Raw genomic sequence first — 18,310 nt, 5'->3', positions numbered from 1 at the left:
CCGGCGTCGTCGCCACTCGTCCATCGGGATGGTAAGCCCCGTCGATTTCGAAGCCCAGCTCGCTGATCAAAATTGTAATAAGAAAGCCGCTGCTTAACCCCTAAGCAGCTTAACAACGTGTCCACGACTTGCGGGTAACCCCAAGACCAACACGATTGAGCATTCCAACAGTGCAATCAACGGCTACCCAATTTCAGGTATCAGCATTCTGGTGGGAGCATGCCTAGCCGCGTCATTATGCCTTTTCTATAAGCTCTGCCGCCCGCTTTTCGGTGCCAATATTCGCGACTACCGCGAATGTACCTCCACGAGCTGCCCACACCATCTAGAGGCCGGGTGAAATACCACGACCGCTGGATGGCAGAAGCCCAACGCTTCTACGACCTGCTAGCGGCGGGCAAGGTCAACCCAGATGGCTCACTAAAAACACCCCAACCTCGAAAGGAACCAACCAACGTGCTGACGATTAAGTATTTCGCTGATTTCATTACGGGCTGTCTTGGCCCGGTCTCTCGGACGTAAAAGACATCCGGGAGCACATTACCGGCGGCCGTGACAGCGGCCAATACGATGGCTGGTCCATTAGCCAGCTGGTGAAAAACTACTCCCCACTAGTCGGTAACTGATTTCTCAGTCCAACTAATGGGGAGCAGTTCAACGTAGTTTGGGGGCCTTTTCGTTGTTTTAGCGGTCTATTGCAGTTAAAACGGCCATGTAATTCCACGACATTCAGGACAGGAAACCGCCCAGAACGGCCCGAAACTACCCAATGCACGAAAATGAAGAAACCCCCTCCCACCAGCTTTTTTGCCGGTAAAAGGGGTTCTGAAGAGCTTCCCCACCAGGACTCGAACCTAGAATGGCGGTACCAAAAACCGCAGTGTTGCCGATTACACCATGGGGAACCACAGCGAATGCTGTAGCTATAGAGTACCTGACGCCCCCGGGTAAATAACAAATTACTAGCTAACGGTGGGGCAAAGGATAGGGTGGAAGGCATGGTTCGACAGAGAATGACCGGCCGTGAGCGCCGCGAGCAATTGATTTCCATTGGACGCGCAGCTTTTGCGGAATTGGGGTTTGAAGGTACCAGCGTCGAAGAAATTGCATCTCGCGCCGGCGTATCGAAGCCGGTGGTCTACGAGCATTTTGGGGGCAAAGAAGGCCTTTATGCAGTGGTCGTGGATCGGGAGATGCTGGCGCTAGAAAAAGTCATTACAGATTCTTTAGAAGAAGGCAGCTGGCGCGAACGCATTGAGCAGGCTGTGATGGCGCTGTTGAATTACGTCGAGGAAGAAACGGATGGTTTCATCATCTTGGTGCGCGATGCAAAGCCGGGTGAGGAGCGCAGTTTTTCCACCCTGCTCAATGCTGCGGTGGGGCAGGTGGCTTATATCTTGGGTGAGGCCTTTGATCACCGCGGCATTAATCCGGAGCTAGCTAATATTTACGGCCAGGCCCTCGTTGGCATGGTTTCTACCACGGCGCAGTGGTGGTTGGATGAGCGCAGCCCGGATAAACCGGATAAGGAAGTCGTCGCTACGCATATAGTCAATCTATGCTGGAATGGTTTGTCCGGTATGGAAATAAAGCCCAAGCTAGGAGGCAGTAAGTAAATGGCGACGCCAATGTTGGCAGGGCTGCTTAAGGTCGCGGCTACGGACCCCAAGCTCAAGGGGCTTGTGGTCAACGTGGGCCAAAACCTGCACATTACGGGTATTGATCAGGCGCGCCCGTGGGCTCTTGGCACTCTGGCCCACCACGCACCGGTGCTGGCGGTGACGGCCACTAGCCGTGAGGCCGAGGACCTTACCGCGGAGCTGACCGCCATGATGGGCGATAAGGTCGCGATGTTTCCCTCCTGGGAGACGCTGCCGCACGAGCGGCTGAGCCCGGGCGTGGATATCATCGGCAAGCGCGCGCAGGTGCTACACAACATTGATGAACTGCGCATTATTGTTACGGCCGCGCGCGGGCTAGCCCAACCCATTCTGCAAGAAATCGAAGGGCGCACCCCGGTGCACCTGGAAGAAAACCAGGAGTACAACTTCGACGAAGTGGTGCGCAGCCTGGAATTTAGGGCGTATAAGCACGTGGATATGGTAGCCAAACGCGGTGAGTTTGCTACCCGCGGTGGCATCATTGATGTCTTTCCCACCACTATGGATTACCCGGTGCGCGTCGAATTTTGGGGCGATGAGGTCACCGATATTCGCCAATTTTCTGTTGCTGACCAGCGCACGATCCAAGAAATTGAGGTCGGCCGCGTTGATATCTTCCCAGCCCGCGAGCTGCCGATTACGGATGCGGTGGCGCAGCGCGCGGCTACATTGGCGGCGACGCATACCGGAAACCCGGCGTTGGTGGAGCTTTTGACTAAGGTGAGCGAATATATTCCGGCTGAGGGCATGGAGGCGGTTTTGCCCGTGCTTTCCGATGCCCCACTGATCACCCTCTCCGAGTTCCTCCCCGCCGCCACCCACGTGGTAATGATGGCGCCGGAAAAAATCAGGCGCCGCGTTGAAGATCTGGAAAAAACCGATGCGGAATTCCTTGCTGCTGGGTGGGAGGCCGCGGCCATGGGCGCAGATGGCCCCTTGGCCACGGAAGGGCTCGATACCAAAGGATCGAGCTACCGCTCCTTTGAGTCTTTGGAAGTCTCTATTCGCGAGGCCGGGCAGCCGCTGTGGACATTTTCTCCACCGGGCATGTTGGCTGGACCGGAGGATGAAACCCTGCCGCTCGAGTTCGAGCCTGGGCCCACCCCGCGCGGAGATGTCAAGGAAATCGACGCGATGATGGCCCAGCTATTGGCGCATACTCACGCCGGCGGGCGTGCGGCGTTTATCGCTCCTGCCCAAGGCGCCATCAAACGCATGGTGGAGCGCTTTGCAGAGCAGGGCATTCGGACCAAGGTGGCCACCCCCGGCTGGGAACCCAGTGCGGGCGAGGTCACCTTGTATCAGGCGCTCAGCCACGCCGGTTTGGTCTTTCCCAAGGTGCGCAAGCTAAAAGACGTCGAGGCGTTGCCGCTCGTCGTGGTCACGGAAACCGATCTGACTGGTAACCGCGTAGGCGATATTGCAGACGCCAAGCGGCGCCCGGCCAAACGCCGCAATAAGGTGGACCCGCTGGCGCTCAAGCAGGGCGATTTTGTGGTGCATGAAACGCACGGCATCGGCAAGTTTTTGAAGATGGCCGAACGCACTATCCAATCCGGCGATGAGACCAGTCGGCGCGAATACATCGTGCTGGAATATGCGCCTTCCAAGCGTGGGCAGCCGGCGGACCAGCTGTGGGTGCCGATGGATTCGCTGGATCTGCTCAGCAAATACACTGGCGGCGAATCTCCGCACCTATCCAAGATGGGTGGCTCCGACTGGAAGAACACCAAGAAGAAGGCGCGCGCTGCTGTGCGCGAAATCGCCGGCGAATTGGTGGACCTTTATGCCAAGCGCCAGGCCGCACCAGGTCACCAGTTCGCGCCCGATAATCCCTGGCAGGCGGAGATGGAGGATAATTTTCCCTTCGTCGAAACCGAGGACCAGATGCTGGCTATCGACGCGGTGAAAGAGGATATGGAATCCTCAGTGCCGATGGACCGTGTAGTCGTCGGCGATGTGGGATATGGCAAGACCGAGGTCGCCATTCGCGCCGCCTTCAAGGCGGTCCAAGATGGCACCCAGGTCGCCGTGCTTGTGCCGACCACGCTGCTAGCGCAGCAGCACTACGATACTTTTAGCGAGCGCATGGCCGGTTTCCCCGTAAAGATTGCGGTGTTGTCTCGGTTTACCTCCAAGAAGGAAGCCTCGGAAATTTTCAAGGGGCTGGTAGATGGCTCGATTGATATCGTCGTCGGCACGCACCGCCTGCTGCAAACCGGCGTGCACTGGAAGAACTTGGGCCTCATCGTGGTTGATGAGGAGCAGCGCTTCGGTGTGGAGCACAAGGAACACATCAAGGCGTTAAAAGCCAGCGTGGACGTGCTCACCATGTCCGCGACGCCGATTCCGCGCACGTTGGAGATGTCCATGGCAGGTATTCGCGAAATGTCGACCATTCTCACCCCACCGGAGGACCGCCACCCGGTGCTGACCTATGTTGGCGCCTACGAGGACAAGCAAGTCGCGGCCGCCATTCGGCGCGAGCTTCTGCGCGATGGCCAGACCTTCTTCATCCACAATAAGGTCTCCGATATTGAAAAGAAGGCGCGCGAGCTGCGCGACTTGGTGCCGGAAGCGCGCATCGTCGTCGCCCATGGCCAAATGAACGAGGATGTACTGGAAAAGACCGTCCAGGGATTCTGGGACCGCGAGTATGACGTTTTGGTCTGTACCACGATCGTGGAAACAGGCCTGGATATTGCCAATGCCAATACGCTCATCGTGGAAAATGCGCACCACATGGGTCTGTCACAGCTGCACCAGTTGCGCGGGCGGGTGGGCCGCTCCCGCGAGCGCGGGTACGCCTACTTTCTGTATCCCAAGGGAGCCACACTGACTGAGAACTCTTATGACCGCCTGGCCACCATCGCGCAGAACAATGATCTCGGTGCGGGCATGGCCGTGGCCATGAAGGACTTGGAGATGCGCGGTGCTGGCAACGTCCTGGGCGCACAGCAGTCCGGCCATATCGCAGGCGTGGGCTTTGACCTCTACGTGCGCTTGGTCGGTGAAGCCGTGGAGGCCTACAAATCCTTAGCCCGTGGCGAGGTACCTGCGGTAACGGACGAAGGCCCGAAAGAAATCCGCATCGACCTTCCCGTGGATGCGCACATTCCTGAGTCCTATATCGATTCCGAGCGTCTGCGACTTGAGGTTTACCGCAAGTTGGCGGCCTCGCAGGACAATAATGATCTCACGGCGGCGCGGGAGGAAATGGAAGACCGCTTCGGACCCTTGTCCAAAGAAGTAGAGCGCTTGCTCGCCGTGGCGCGCCTGCGCCATCAAGCTCGGCGGGCCGGGGTGGCAGACATTACCGTGCAGGGTACCCGGGTGAAATTTCACCCGGTCGAACTGCCGGATTCCAAGCAAGTGCGCCTCAAGCGCCTCTACCCGGGATCGAGCTTCCGGGCAGCGGCCAAGGCCATCAACGTCCCCTTCCCCAAAGCCGGGCGCAATGTCACCTCGCCCAAGTTGCGCGATACAGAGCTCCTCCAGTGGGCCGCAGACTTTTTGAGCGCGCTTTTTGATGTCCAACCCATCAACGTCTCGGGTGAGCCGACCGGTGCCGCATCATTCATCAGCGTTGGCGAGTAGCGCGTTGACAAGGACCCCGCCGGAGAGGGGAGTCGCCCGCCCACGATGATGTCGGCCTCGTGCTTCAGGGCCTGTGCGGTGATCATCTGTCCGGCAGAGAGCATGTGCACGCGCCCTTGCGGGACCACAGCTTCGTTGGCCATGTCCAAACCAGGATCTAGTAAGCATGCGTCAGATTAACGTATGGCGCTGCTTTGCCAACTCTTCACAGGGTAAAGGGGTGATATACCCTGATAAGCCTGTCTGTGTCTGGACCGTTTGCGGTGGCGGGTGAGCGCGCCAATCTGATCGCGCTCGGTGGAGGAAAGGACTAGAGTTCCAGCGTTCCTTGGGCGAGTCCGACTGCGGCAATAGTGGCGGCCACCAGCACTACGATGACAATTGACCACTCAAATCCGTTAAAAAGCTTCTCGCGGCGCGATAACCGAGTGAGTATATACGGCACAATTCCTGGCACGACGGCGAGCGCACCAAAGAGAATATAAACAGGTTCTGCGGCGTAAATCAGCCACAGTGAGTACGCAAAGGCCACCAGTGCGATGCCAAAATGGCGCCGGTTTTCGCGCCTGGGAATATCCGGCCCGGATAGATCGAACCGCGTTCCTGCGTACGGGTGGCTCACACCCTTGCCCCGTATCGCTAGCAGCAATAGGTATAGCGAGGAAAAGATATAGGGCAAAAGGTACATGATGGTGGCGAGCTGCACCATCGCGGCATAAGAGGCCTCATTGACGTAAAAGACGACGATGAAGATCTGAATGGCAGATGTGGAAACCAGCTGGGCTACCCACGGGGCACCGGCGACATTGATAGTGCCGATACGGCGGGGGATAAGGCCATCGATAGCCATCATGACGATCGGCTCAGCGCACAGCATCTGCCAGGAGACGTAGGCCCCGAGGACCGACAGGCACAAGCCAATGGAAATCAGCGCGCCACCCCAGGGTCCGACAACCTCAGTGAGCACCGAGGCCATAGAGTTATCCGGCAGCGCGGCTAATTCTTCCTTCGTCATCACGCCAAAACTCAAGGTGGATACGGACACCAAAAGGGCCAGCACGGAGAAGAATCCGATGATTGTGGCGCGGCCAACATCGGTGCGTTTGGTGGCCTGCTTGGAATAGACAGAGGCACCTTCTACACCAATAAAGACCCATACCGTAAAGAGCATGATGCCCTGAACCTGATCGAAGACGCTGGTGTCGGAATTTCGGCCCCAGAAATCCAGGGTGAATTTATCCCAGCTAAAGCCGATGAACGCGATGAACACGATGAAGGCCAAGATTGGGACAATCTTGGCGATCGTCGTTACCAGGTTCATGAAGGCGGCCTGCTGCACCCCGCGGGCCAAGACCGCGAAGATTCCCCACGACAGTAGGGAGACGGCAATGGCGGACGGCCACCTGTGGTCTGCATCGAAAAACGGCAGGTAATGCCCAATGGTGTTGAAAAACAGGGTGGCATATCCCACCTGTGCCATCACCGAACCCAGCCAATAACCCCACCCCGAGGTAAAGCCAATGAAATCACCCAAGCCGGCGCGCACGTAGGAATACACGCCGGAATCGAGGTGGGGTTTGCGGTACGCCAAAATCTGGAAGACAAAGGCAACGGACAGCATGCCGATGCCGGCCACCAACCAACCAATGAGCATGGCGCCTGGGCCTGCTACGGAGGAAATATTTTGCGGTAGCGAAAAGATGCCCGCGCCGACGGTGGATCCGATAATCAGCGCGACAAGTGTCCACAACGACACCGAGTGGGACTTATTTTGACTGGAGGTCATTGGCTTAAAATACCGTGCCTGCCCCGTTAATGGGAACTTGAGAAAATACACGGGATAAACTTTGTAGGTATGACAGTGCTTTTGCTCGATGAACGCTGGCCCACCATGATTCCTATGCGCGCCCATAGCAGGTTATTTGGACCCGTTCAGTTCACTGGGGAAGTGCCGGTGTCAGTGCGGTGGAATTTTGCGGATCTCTTAAGCGGCGATGATGCCACCGGCACTTTAGTCACTACCGATGAACACGATCCGGAAACCCAGGCGCGCATTGCCGCCGGGGAGCAGGTCATTAGGGCTGACTCGCTCGACGATCCCGTGATGCAGGCGCGCAACGCTATGGCGACGGCCCGCCGCATCGGAGAATGGGAGCGCGAGCAGACCCATGAATCCCTTCTACCGTATCTAGAAGAGGAGGCAGGGGAATTTGCGGCGGCCGTTCGCCAGTGCGCACCCGAGGAGGACCTGCTTAAAGAGCTTGGGGATATCTTCCTGCAGGTGATTTTTCATGCCGAGATTTCTACCTTCTCGCTAGATGATGTCGCCGCGAGCTTCGTGCAGAAAATGCGCTCACGCGCGCCGTATCTCTTTGACGGCACAACGGAAATCGTAAGCGTGGAAGAACAAAACCGTCTCTGGGCAGAGGGAAAATCACGGGAGTAAAAATGGGTAAAAGTCTCAGCGACTTTTACGCTTGACGGGCGCGTGTGGTTATCCGGCGGGGTGAATTTCACTTAGTAGGATGGCTACTCATGAATAGGCTGCTGCGAATAGTTGGGGGCTGCGGGCTAGCCGTAGTAATAATCATTGCGCTGGTGATGGTGCTATTTGTGACAAATTCTGCCGATGATTCTTCGGTTCCACGTGCCACCCCGCCAGTTGGTGGAAAAGAGGTGGCAAATATCGATGTCAATGCGCCGGGCCGCACGGCCGATAAACTAACCCACTGGGCATCGGATCTGGCAGAAGCTACAGACATCCCCCCGCAGGCACTGCGCGCCTATGGCAACGCAGAGCTCATCGCCCGGCAGCAGCACCCAGGTTGTAACTTGCGTTGGAATACCTTGGCAGGGGTGGGCTACGTAGAAACTCGGCACGGTACCTATAACGGAAATTGGTTTAGGTCTTCCAAAATGGATGATAACGGCTACCCGCAGCCTCCGATCGTTGGCATTACTCTGGATGGAACGAATAACACCGCGCATACCCCGGATACCGATAACGGTGAAATCGATGGCGATACGGAATTCGACCGTGCGGTAGGCCCTTTGCAGTTCATCCCTTCTTCGTGGGAGTTCGTCGGTGGAGATGCAAATGGCGATGGAGAGGCTGACCCAAATCAGATTGACGATGCCGCGCTGGGGGCGGCGAACCTTTTGTGCTTTGGTGATAGGGATCTCAGTGACCCAGATCAGTGGGAAGAGGCCATCTTAAATTACAACCAGTCCAGGGAATATCTGGAAAAGGTAGCCCACGCGGCAAATGCCTACTCAGTCCCGCAACCGGCTCGTTAGCTTCACGCGGGGCGGTTTTCTGGAACAATGTAGCGTGTAACTGAACTAATTGGCTCAGCGACAAACATCATCTATAAGGAGTGAATTATAGCATGGCTGGTATCATCCACGCATTTGGACGCGAGATTCTGGATTCCCGCGGTAATCCGACCGTAGAGGCCGAGGTCTTCTTGGAGGACGGCAGCCACGGCGTTGCCGGCGTTCCCTCCGGCGCATCTACCGGTGTACACGAGGCACACGAGCTGCGCGACGGCGGCGACCGCTACCAAGGCAAGGGCGTGCAGAAGGCTGTGGAAAACATCAACGAGGAAATTGGCGATGAAATCGCTGGCCTCGAAGCCGATGACCAGCGCCTCATTGACCAGGCGCTCATCAAACTGGACGGCACGGATAACAAGTCCCGCCTCGGTGCGAATGCCATCCTGGGTGTGTCCATTGCTACCGCTAAGGCCGCAGCCGAGTCCGCCGCGCTACCGCTGTACCGCTACATCGGCGGTCCGAATGCGCACGTTCTTCCGGTACCCATGATGAACATCCTCAACGGCGGTTCCCACGCTGACTCTGGGGTGGACGTGCAGGAGTTCATGATTGCTCCCATCGGCGCAGAGACCTTTAGTGAGGCTCTCAGCATCGGTGCCGGCGTATACCACTGCCTTAAGGCTGTCTTGAAGGACAAAGGCCTGTCCACCGGTTTGGGCGATGAGGGCGGTTTTGCACCTTCCGTCGACTCCACTCGCGCTGCGCTCGACGTCATCGTTGAGGCCATCAAGAAAGCCGGTTTTGAGCCGGGCAAGGACGTTGCCTTGGCCCTTGACGTTGCCTCTTCCGAGTTCTACGAGGACGGCAAGTACCACTTTGAAGGTGGCGAGCACACCGCCGAGGAGATGTCCAAGGTCTACGAGGAGCTCATCAACGAGTACCCCATCGTCTCCATCGAGGATCCGCTGCAGGAAGATGACTGGGAAGGCTATACCACCCTGACCGCTGCCATTGGTGATAAGGTCCAGATCGTCGGCGACGATTTCTTCGTCACCAACCCGGCCCGCCTACAAGAGGGCATTGACAAGAAGGCAGCTAACGCGCTGCTGGTGAAGGTTAACCAGATTGGCACGTTGACTGAGACCTTCGATGCCGTAGAGCTCGCACATCGCAATGGCTACCGCACCATGATGTCCCACCGCTCCGGAGAGACGGAGGATACCACCATTGCGGACCTGGCTGTCGCCCTTAACTGTGGCCAGATCAAGACCGGCGCTCCCGCCCGCTCTGAGCGCGTGGCCAAGTACAACCAGCTGCTGCGCATTGAGCAAGAGCTAGGCGATGCCGCCGTCTACGCCGGCCGCTCCGCATTCCCACGTTTTAAGGCCTAAGGTCTAGCTCAAAAGCCGGATTCCGGTAGGAAATTAGTCCCCGCTGCGCTCTGCAAGGTGCGGCGGGGGCTTCCTTGTTGTGTCACTATTTTTCTGTCGGCCTCGGCCGTGAAATGCCCATTGCGCAGCACAGATTTCAAGCACCTTGAGCGCTTGAGAAAGTTGGTGAATTCCCGCGCGTGCCACGCCCGTGTTACTGGTGTGGCGGCGCTAGGATAGTAACCCTATGGCACGTGAGAAGAAGACGAAGCGCCGCCGGGGCCGCACCAGGGTTCCGGTGGCTTCGCGTGCTTCGGATCCCCACAAACCTCAGCGGGCGCAGGAAAAAAAGAATCGCAAGCCCGATCGCGTGAACATTGTGGGCATGACCGTCATCGTAATTTTCGTGTTGTTGGTGCTTGTTATCATCGCGGTGCCGTTGCGTAATTATTACCAAGGACGCTCCGAAATCGCCCGACTCAATGAATCGATTACGGCGAAGCAGAATGAGAAAGACGCCCTGTTAGAAAAGATCGATAAATACAAATCCGAGGACTATATCAAGCAGGAAGCTCGGCGGCGCTTCGGCTTGGTCGAACAAGGTGAGACCGCTTATCGCATCATCGATCCGAATATTCAGCCCGATAAACAGGTCACTACCGATATCCAGGCACAGGAGGATTTGCGCCCGTGGTTTGAGGTGCTGTGGGATTCTGTGGCGCAGCCGCCAGAAGAAGAGGCTCCCGTGGTCGAGTCGCATCACCTGCCGATTGAGCCAGCGCCTGAGGAGCACGCCGATGTGCGATAATTGTTCGCATGACCCTCACTGATGCAGATTTAGTCATCGTTTCCGAGCAATTGGGCCGCACTCCACGCGGCGTGCTCGAGGTATCCTTCCGCACGCCGGACGGCCAACCGGCCGTGATTAAAACCTCTCCTAAGTTGCCGGATGGCACCCCATTTCCCACGCTTTACTACCTCACCGATCCCCGCCTTACCGCGGAGGCCTCCCGGTTAGAGGTCGCGCACGTGATGAAGTGGATGGAGTCGCGCCTGGCCGAGGACCAGGAGCTGGCTGCGGACTATCGCCAGGCCCATGAGCACTTCTTGGCCAAGCGCAACGAAATCGAGGACTTGGGCACTGATTTTTCTGGCGGCGGCATGCCGGAGCGGGTGAAGTGCTTGCACGTGCTCATCGCCTACGCGCTTGCCGAAGGGCCACAGCACTTTCGCCTCGGCACCGAGGCCGTGGCCATGGCGGCCGACCACGGTGCGCTACGCGGTACCGCGATTCCGCAGGATTGGCCTACGGTAGAAGAGCTGGGTATCGACCTGGCAGAGTTTGATTTTTCCAACGCGGAATAGGAGTAAGACATGACTCGGGTGGCAGCCATTGACTGCGGTACCAATTCCATCCGTCTGTTAATTTCGGAGATCGACAAAGACGGCAAGGTGCGCGATATCACCCGCACCATGGAAATCATTCGCCTTGGACAAGGCGTTGATGCAACGGGTGAAATCGCGCCCGATGCCTTAGAGCGCGCCCGCGTGGCCTTGGAAGGCTATGTGCGCCAGATGAAGTTTGAGAAGATCACCCGCGTGCGTATGGTGGCAACTAGTGCGACCCGCGAGGCGAAGAACCAACAGGAATTTTTCGATATGACCGCCGAACTTTTGGGGCAGATCGAATCCGGTGCACAGGCTGAGGTTATCTCGGGCGAAGAAGAGGCACTCCTATCCTTCAACGGTGCGGTAGCCGATATGGAGCCGGACCACGGCCCGTTCTGCGTTATTGATTTAGGCGGCGGGTCCACCGAATTCGTCGTGGGCACCGCCGATGAAGAGATTCTAGGTTCGCATTCTGCGTATATGGGCTGCGTACGTTTGACAGAACGCATCATGCGCACCGACCCGCCCACTGAATCTGAAATTGAAATCGCCTCCGAATACGTGGCAGAGCGCATGGGTGAGGTGGAAAAGATCGTTCCTATGTCCAAGGCACGGACCATTGTTGGCTGTGCGGGCACGTTCACCACGCTATCTGCCTTGGCCCAGGGGCTAGAGCGCTATGATCCTGATGCGATACACGGCTCGGAGCTGCACTTTGATGCCCTGCGGGTTTTGCTCAAGCAACTTGTCCGCATTCCCTCGGAGGAACGCGCCCTCAATCCTGTTATTCATCCTGGTCGTGCCGACGTCATCGGCGGTGGGGCAGTAGCAGTAGAAGGAATCATGCAGCTTATTGAGCGCACCAGCGATGCACGCAGCTTCTTCATCAGTGAAAAAGACATCTTGGACGGCATCATTGCTGGTCTAGCTAGTGAATCTACCCCTTATTAACCCTTTTAAGGGATAGTGTCCTACACTGTTCTTTGCGCCCCCATAGCCCAATCGGCAGAGGCAGTCGACTTAAAATCGATTCAGTCTGGGTTCGAGTCCCAGTGGGGGCACGGTGTGAAGTCTTGAGACATCGTTTCTATGGCGTCTCGAGACTTTCCTGTAGCTAAGGCTAGGTTATTAACCGGTGGGGTGAACCATGCTGGTTTGCTTGCCATTAGCTCACCTCATTGGCGAGTTGCAGCCGCGTGCGGCCTAATATCATGGCTACGTAGTCTGCAGTGCGGACATTAGTTGAGTAATTGAGTCAGGTCGCGAACACGCCGATGTAGTCGACGCAATTCTTGTCGGTCCACAGCTGTTGCCTGTCTTAACAGCGCGATAGTTTTTTCGATACATTTTCGGGTGGCCCTCGTGACTTGGATACTACTGGCGTCCAGCGCACGTATTACAGTGCTTCCCCAGTCGATGGCGTCACGAAAGTTTGTGCGTACTTTTCAGACCTGCATAATCAGATAATCTAGATTGTCTAGTGCGGATCGACGGGCTACTGGTTTGTTACGTATCTATCGAAATGCAAAATATTTGCGTGGTGACCGTTCGGGATAAGGTGGGCCAATGCAATAAATTTCCGGAATCTTGGGCAAATTGTCCTAGGTGAGGAACTTTGTAAGGTTTGATGGCGTTGATCTAAATGAGAAAGCTGATTTGTACACCACTGAGAAAGGACAACCGTGCGTTCAAGCAATCCGGTTATGACCTCGCTGACTGAAACCAGCCAGCAGCAGAACCCTGACTATGCGAGCGAAGCCCCTCGCCCTATGACGGTGGATGACGTCGTCACCAAGACGGGAATCACCCTCGGCATTATTATTGTGGCCGCTGCCATCAACTTCTATCTGGGCACCATTAACCCAGGCGCAGCCATGATGCTTATGTTGGTTGGCGGCATCGGCGGATTTATCACCGTACTTGTAGCCTCCTTTGGTCGGAAATGGGGATCACCGGCCGCGACCCTCATCTACGCTGGATTTGAAGGACTCTTCGTCGGCGGATTCTCCTTCGTTTTCGCTAACAGCACTATCGGTGGTTCTAATGGCATGGCGCTGATCGGCCAGGCTATCGTCGGTACCATCGGTGTGTTCATCGGCATGCTGATTGTTTACAAAACAGGTGCAGTAAAGGTCACTCCGAAGTTCACCAAGATTTTGGTTGGCCTCATCGCGGGTGTTGCGGTAATGGCTCTCGCAAACTTCGTGGGTGCCATCTTCTTTGATTTCAACCCACTGCGTGACGGTGGCCCCCTCGCCATCATCTTCTCCTTGGTGTGCATTGTGCTGGCCGCTCTGTCCTTCCTGACTGATTTTGACCAAGCAGACCGCTTGATTCGTGCCGGTGCTCCTGCCAAGCAGGCATGGGGCGTGGCCCTCGGCTTGGCTGTGACCTTAGTCTGGCTCTACACCGAAATTCTTCGTCTGTTGAGCTACGTTCAGCGTAACTAAGCTTTTCCCGCGCTTTTGGCCCGCACCTTGGTGCGGGCCATTTTCGTGTCTCATTTGGCTTACAGAGTGTAATTATGGGGGTAATTCAGGGGGGATTTAGCCGTACTTTAGGCTTTAAGGGGTATACGAGGGAGTATCCAGGTTCAAGACAGCTAATGAGCAGCTAATTTCACCATTTGGAGTGTTATGAATGTGGCGTATGCGATAAACAAAATATCTAAATATTGACTAATTTGTCGCCTCGCCAAGAAATTTTTGACCGGTTGATGCATGCTATTGGCGGGAACGGGAAACCGGAAGGTAGAGAGTTCTAGCCTCTATCTTCTTTTCGTTCCAGCTCGTCTAGAAGGAGCAACCGAAGGATTGTTGTGAAACGTCAGGTAACCGTAGTAGCGCTGCTAGTCAGCTCCGTCACGTTGAGTGGCTGCGCTGCGGAAATCGGCTCGAGGAGCGCATCAGAAGATGCCGCGATGACGGCGGGTACTGATGGCACTAGTTCGGCCGATGGTGTGCCTAACGCCAACGGGAACCAGGGGGATGGCGTGGAGGACAATTCGGGGGACTCGGGACACTCCCAAGACGAGTATGCGAAGACTGGCGCCGGTCTTCGGGGGGAGACCGGCGCCAGGGGAGATGAGGATTTCGGTGTACTACCACCACCGGGAGAATTCGATCCTGCTGACCCAGATTTTAAGCTATTTGACCCATGTACGGAGATTCCACCGGGAAAGCTGGAATTAAAGGGTTTTAGGCGTCTAGAGGACTCATCCGGTAATACTTCAGGAACTAAAAGCTGCAGCTTTCAACGTTTTGATGATGGTGTTGAATTTTCGATCAGCGCCCTTAATGTGCCCATGACCGCGAAAGACTTGGATGAAGATTACATTGTTAAATATGAAAGAGGGGGACGAAGCGAAAACATAGTGTATCGGGGTGAGCTTTTTACACGCTCAAGCTGTATGAGCTCAACCAATACTCCGAGAGGGCAGGTGACAATTACGTTCGTAGATTTGTCTGGCGAACCTGAACAAATTTGTAAGCAAGTCAATGAAATATATCAGGTTTTGAAATGGGGGGAATGATGAGGCTTAGTATCGAAAATCTAAATAGGAATGCTCGTGAAATTCTAAACATTGCGAAGTTCGCAGAGTCTGCTGCAAGTTATAAAGACAGTCCATTAAATAAAGGGTTTACACCCGTTATCGGACTGGACCATGTTGGTGAGGTGCATGAAAAGGTGCTCTCTACTGACCCAGGATCAGCAGTTAGCTCAATCGCGAAGTTTGCCGACCAACTGGATTGGTTGACTGTTTCGTTGGGGAAAGAAGCCCGTGGCTTTGAAGCCCAAGAATCCGCAAATAGTAGGGCGATGGATATCGCCGATGCGGGTGGCGAGATTGGTGTCGAATCGATGCCGATTATGGACCAGCCGGAGCCGGGGTATAGCCCGTTTTTGTTCACTCCGCCTGTAGTTAACGTCGGTACGTCGATTATCAAGCTGGCAACGGACTTGATGTCTACGCAGATCTGGAGTGTCTCTGAGGCTAATGCGCGGTGGAAGTCTCTTGGTTCCGAGGTTCGGGAGATTGTGAACGGGCTCGAAGAAGCCGCAGGGTCCTTGGAAAGCGAGAATGACAGCGAAACCACGTCGCGGGCGGCAGCAAAGATTCGGGAGGTAGCAGCCTCTGGGAAACATTTTGTGGCCAATGCCGCAGCAATGGGACAAAAGCTTACTGGTTTTCACTCGCGGTTGATGCTGATTCAGCCCTCAGTGATGGCTATGGCGATGGACATCATGAAGATCCCTGACCCAGCGGAGCGAAAAATCGTAGAGACGGCGGCGCTAGCAAAGCTCCAACCGGATCTCCAGATGCTTGCCATCGACGCAATGCCTAATCAGCATCCGCTGATGGAACAGTCCCCGGCTTCCGGAGGCGGCGGGCTGGATGCTGGTTTGTCCGGTGTGGAAGGCGACGGCCAGAAATATAACACCGGTAATGTTGCGTGGCCGCGTGCAATTCAGGAAGCTATTGCCCGTGGTGATGTGGGGCCAGGAAACTTTGATGTGGTCAATGGTACGGTCCATAATTTGGAATCGATCGGAATGACCCCTGAGGAAACTGCCGCTTTCCAAGACCAATTGCACGCAGATGGCAGAAAGGCTCTTTCCCAACTAGGTATAGGCGATGGGACAAATATCAGCGGTCGTGATGTCGCAACCAGCGGGGCTTCGCTTCCTGGGGCAATGGCACCGCATGGTCACCTAGGATCTACGCCAGTGTCTGGCGCTGGTTCTGGTAGCGGTAATGGCGGATTCGCCTCCAACGGGTGGGGATCACCGCTGGGTATTGGACGTGGAATCGGCCCCGGAGCCGGGGCAGGAGCGGGAACTGGTATTGCAGGTGCTGCGGGTGGTCCGGCGTTAGGAGGGCGAGCTGCAAGCGGTAATAGTGGAGCTTCCCGCAGCGGAGGATTTAATTCACTGACTGGACTCGGCAGCGGGGCTTTGGGCGCGGGCGGAAAGTTCGGTTCAGGGGCAGGCGGAAATATGGGTGCGTTAGTAAATTCTACCCCCGGGTTGGGCGGCAGCGGAACCGCTGCACGCGGTGGTACCGGTGAAGGCACTGGCTCCCGCGGCGTTGGAGGCGCGCTTCCTCGCGCGGCAGGTGAAGCTGCTGGCAGTAATAATGGCGGCAGCGGCAGTCGGGGACATCTAGACAGGGGCGCTGCCCGTGAAGGTGCGGTGCGTGGGGTAGGCATGACTAATAGCACCAGTACTAAATCCGGCGCTGCGAAACCAGCCGCAGGTATGCGAGCTTTTGCGCCAATGATGGGAACCCGGGGTCAGGGAAATGACCAAAATCGGGTGAAGGCGGTAACGAGTCAAGTGGAGCGAGATCCGAACAAGCGCGACCTCTTGGGCGAGCCGCCAGCGGTGGTGCCAGGGGTCATCGGCAATTGGGCACGAGAATCCTAGGAAGCGTGCTGGGAAAAGAAAAGGGCTGAAGGTAAGCATCCTTCAGCCCATCTCTTTTAATGCGGCAGTTGCGTCACGATTATGTTCGGGAGTTGCTCAGGTTCCTCGACCCCGTCGTGCAGGCTCTCCGTATCCACTTCGTACTCGTTGGTGGTAGCAGCGGAAGACGACTCTGCAGTCCTATGCGATGGTGCCTCGCCCGTGAAGGTCGATGCATTGTCGATCTTGCCGGATTTAGAATCCTGCTCGTTTGGCGGGTGGCAGGCAGCCAAAGAAAGTCCAGCGGTAATAACTAATCCAGCTATGGCGAAACGGGAGAATTTCTTCATGGGGATGTGCTCTTTCTCCACAATAGTGAAGGTGGTAGTGGGGGAATAAGGAGGAAATTAGGACTTGCGCGGGGTGGTGGCCTTAGCGGAATCGTACGGTGCGGCCGATTCGATCGTTACCGAAATGGTCTTACCATTTGGCGCGGTGTACTCGCGGGTTTCACCCTCCTGCGCACCAATGATGGCGGCGCCCAGCGGGGACTGCTCGGAGTAGGTCTCCAAGTCCTTGTTATCGGTGGCAGCGGCGCGGGTGCCGATGAGGAAGGTTTCCTTATCGTCCTTGTTGCCGTTGTAGTACACGTGAACAACGCTGCCAGTGTAGGCAACGCCTTCCTGCAGGGTGCCACGCTCGGTGGTGGAGTTAGCCAGCAGCTCAGAAATCTGCTTGATGCGGGCCTCTTCTTGGTCCTGCATCTCGCGGGCGGCATCGTAACCGGCATTTTCTTTTAGGTCGCCCTCTTCGCGGCGCTCATTAATTTCCGCCGCAACCTCAGGGCGGTGATCGATGAGTTCCTGCAGTTCGGTCTCGAGCTTTGCCTTAGTTTCCGGGGTGATGTACTGCTTTTGCTGCTCAGCCATTCTAAAACCTTCCGTGCTGTGGAATAGTGGTTAAAGTCCCGCGATGATGGCGGGACCGAAGTTAAGTATGCAACCAGGCAAATGCCCAGTTCTAGGCTGTATAAAGCCTAGCACATGGATCTAGCGACTTTCCGCGTAGTCGGGATTGTCCATATCGAGGTAATCCGGGATATTGCCGGAGCAGCCATAGGCGCCACCGGCTACGGCGCGGGCATTAGTGGGGACATCTACGGCAAAGCGGTGCGTCTCATTTCCGCCAGCGGGAACGGCAAATTCCCGGCGGCCTACCTCAGACTTGGAGTAATCGTAGGCCTGCACGATGCAGTAGGCATCTTCATCAGGATGATTGCGGGTTACGTCGACCCACACGCGCATGTTGTCATCACTAAGAACCTTCTGGGTCACCATGGAAATTTGTGCATTGACGGATTCTTTTTCCCGAAAATACTGGAAGCCGTAGTAGACCAGGGTGACGAGCATGGCGGCGAAAATCAACACCAACGCCTTATTGGTCCAACTACCAGAGTTCGTTTGTGCAGTATCGCGCGAGCCGTAGCGTGCGGCGGAGCGAGATTTTCCGGCGGAAGTCATGGTCCTACTTTAACCGAGGAGTACCATTTTCCCTGTATCTACTAAGATTGACATCTGTTCTAAAAGCTAGTTCAAAAGGGGATGGATTTTC

At 56.1% G+C, this 18,310-nt stretch carries 16 protein-coding genes and 1 tRNA gene; 13 read left to right on the top strand and 4 right to left on the bottom strand.

Annotation, left to right across the window (positions count from 1 at the left end):
- Nucleotides 1-336: 336 nt before the first annotated feature.
- From D9V82_RS12015 to mfd, 3 genes are all read left to right on the top strand, one after another.
- On the top strand, nt 337-522 hold the full coding sequence (locus D9V82_RS12015; RefSeq protein WP_147444097.1) for a hypothetical protein: 186 nt from the start codon (nt 337-339) through the stop codon (nt 520-522).
- Nucleotides 523-998: 476 nt separating this feature from the next.
- Entirely contained in the window at nt 999-1,616 is a 618-nt protein-coding gene (locus D9V82_RS04210; protein WP_121911150.1) for a TetR/AcrR family transcriptional regulator, read from the top strand.
- On the top strand, nt 1,617-5,258 hold the full coding sequence (gene mfd, locus D9V82_RS04205; protein WP_204084039.1) for a transcription-repair coupling factor: 3,642 nt from the start codon (nt 1,617-1,619) through the stop codon (nt 5,256-5,258).
- Between the two features lie 310 nt (nt 5,259-5,568).
- Here mfd and D9V82_RS04200 read toward each other — a convergent pair whose 3' ends face one another.
- Nucleotides 5,569-7,044 carry an amino acid permease gene (locus tag D9V82_RS04200; RefSeq protein WP_121911139.1) on the bottom strand — a complete coding sequence of 492 codons (1,476 nt, stop codon included), beginning with the start codon at nt 7,042-7,044 and terminating at the stop codon, nt 5,569-5,571.
- Between the two features lie 69 nt (nt 7,045-7,113).
- Here D9V82_RS04200 and D9V82_RS04195 point away from each other — a divergent pair, with 69 nt between their 5' ends.
- From D9V82_RS04195 to D9V82_RS12880, 10 genes are all read left to right on the top strand, one after another.
- A complete protein-coding gene (locus D9V82_RS04195; RefSeq protein WP_121911138.1) occupies nt 7,114-7,704 on the top strand; it encodes a MazG nucleotide pyrophosphohydrolase domain-containing protein in 591 nt (196 codons plus the stop codon).
- An 89-nt stretch (nt 7,705-7,793) separates the two neighbouring features.
- Nucleotides 7,794-8,555 carry a lytic transglycosylase domain-containing protein gene (locus tag D9V82_RS04190; protein WP_121911137.1) on the top strand — a complete coding sequence of 254 codons (762 nt, stop codon included), beginning with the start codon at nt 7,794-7,796 and terminating at the stop codon, nt 8,553-8,555.
- Between the two features lie 92 nt (nt 8,556-8,647).
- Nucleotides 8,648-9,925 carry a phosphopyruvate hydratase gene (gene eno / locus D9V82_RS04185; RefSeq protein WP_121911136.1) on the top strand — a complete coding sequence of 426 codons (1,278 nt, stop codon included), beginning with the start codon at nt 8,648-8,650 and terminating at the stop codon, nt 9,923-9,925.
- A gap of 226 nt (nt 9,926-10,151) precedes the next feature.
- Complete coding sequence (locus tag D9V82_RS04180; RefSeq protein WP_121911135.1) at nt 10,152-10,712, top strand: FtsB family cell division protein; 561 nt, start codon at nt 10,152-10,154, stop codon at nt 10,710-10,712.
- An 8-nt stretch (nt 10,713-10,720) separates the two neighbouring features.
- Nucleotides 10,721-11,269: a DUF501 domain-containing protein gene (locus tag D9V82_RS04175; RefSeq protein WP_121911134.1), complete on the top strand. Its 549-nt coding sequence runs from the start codon at nt 10,721-10,723 to the stop codon at nt 11,267-11,269.
- A 9-nt stretch (nt 11,270-11,278) separates the two neighbouring features.
- Nucleotides 11,279-12,244 carry a Ppx/GppA phosphatase family protein gene (locus D9V82_RS04170; protein ID WP_121911133.1) on the top strand — a complete coding sequence of 322 codons (966 nt, stop codon included), beginning with the start codon at nt 11,279-11,281 and terminating at the stop codon, nt 12,242-12,244.
- Between the two features lie 36 nt (nt 12,245-12,280).
- Nucleotides 12,281-12,354, top strand: a tRNA-Leu gene (locus D9V82_RS04165).
- A 642-nt stretch (nt 12,355-12,996) separates the two neighbouring features.
- On the top strand, nt 12,997-13,743 hold the full coding sequence (locus D9V82_RS04160) for a Bax inhibitor-1/YccA family protein (protein ID WP_234456658.1): 747 nt from the start codon (nt 12,997-12,999) through the stop codon (nt 13,741-13,743).
- A 368-nt stretch (nt 13,744-14,111) separates the two neighbouring features.
- Nucleotides 14,112-14,825, top strand: coding sequence for a hypothetical protein (locus tag D9V82_RS04155; RefSeq protein WP_121911131.1), 714 nt, complete (start codon nt 14,112-14,114; stop codon nt 14,823-14,825).
- Between the two features lie 155 nt (nt 14,826-14,980).
- Nucleotides 14,981-16,720: a hypothetical protein gene (locus D9V82_RS12880; protein WP_275414592.1), complete on the top strand. Its 1,740-nt coding sequence runs from the start codon at nt 14,981-14,983 to the stop codon at nt 16,718-16,720.
- Between the two features lie 56 nt (nt 16,721-16,776).
- On the opposite strand, the gene D9V82_RS04145 is transcribed toward D9V82_RS12880, so the two are convergent.
- From D9V82_RS04145 to D9V82_RS04135, 3 genes are all read right to left on the bottom strand, one after another.
- Nucleotides 16,777-17,049 (bottom strand): thiamine biosynthesis protein X, encoded by a 273-nt coding sequence (locus D9V82_RS04145; protein WP_121911130.1) that lies wholly within the window; start codon nt 17,047-17,049, stop codon nt 16,777-16,779.
- Nucleotides 17,050-17,106: 57 nt separating this feature from the next.
- The gene (gene greA / locus D9V82_RS04140) at nt 17,107-17,628 is read right to left on the bottom strand and encodes a transcription elongation factor GreA (protein WP_121911129.1); all 522 of its coding nucleotides are present in this window, start codon (nt 17,626-17,628) and stop codon (nt 17,107-17,109) included.
- A gap of 120 nt (nt 17,629-17,748) precedes the next feature.
- Nucleotides 17,749-18,219 carry a DUF4307 domain-containing protein gene (locus D9V82_RS04135; RefSeq protein WP_121911128.1) on the bottom strand — a complete coding sequence of 157 codons (471 nt, stop codon included), beginning with the start codon at nt 18,217-18,219 and terminating at the stop codon, nt 17,749-17,751.
- Between the last annotated feature and the right edge of the window lie 91 nt (nt 18,220-18,310).

This window comes from Corynebacterium macginleyi, assembly GCF_003688935.1.
GTDB classification, from domain to species: Bacteria; Actinomycetota; Actinomycetes; order Mycobacteriales; family Mycobacteriaceae; genus Corynebacterium; species Corynebacterium macginleyi.
The sequence above is the reverse complement of the archived record's forward strand: the minus strand, read 5'-3'. Positions and strand labels throughout refer to the sequence as shown.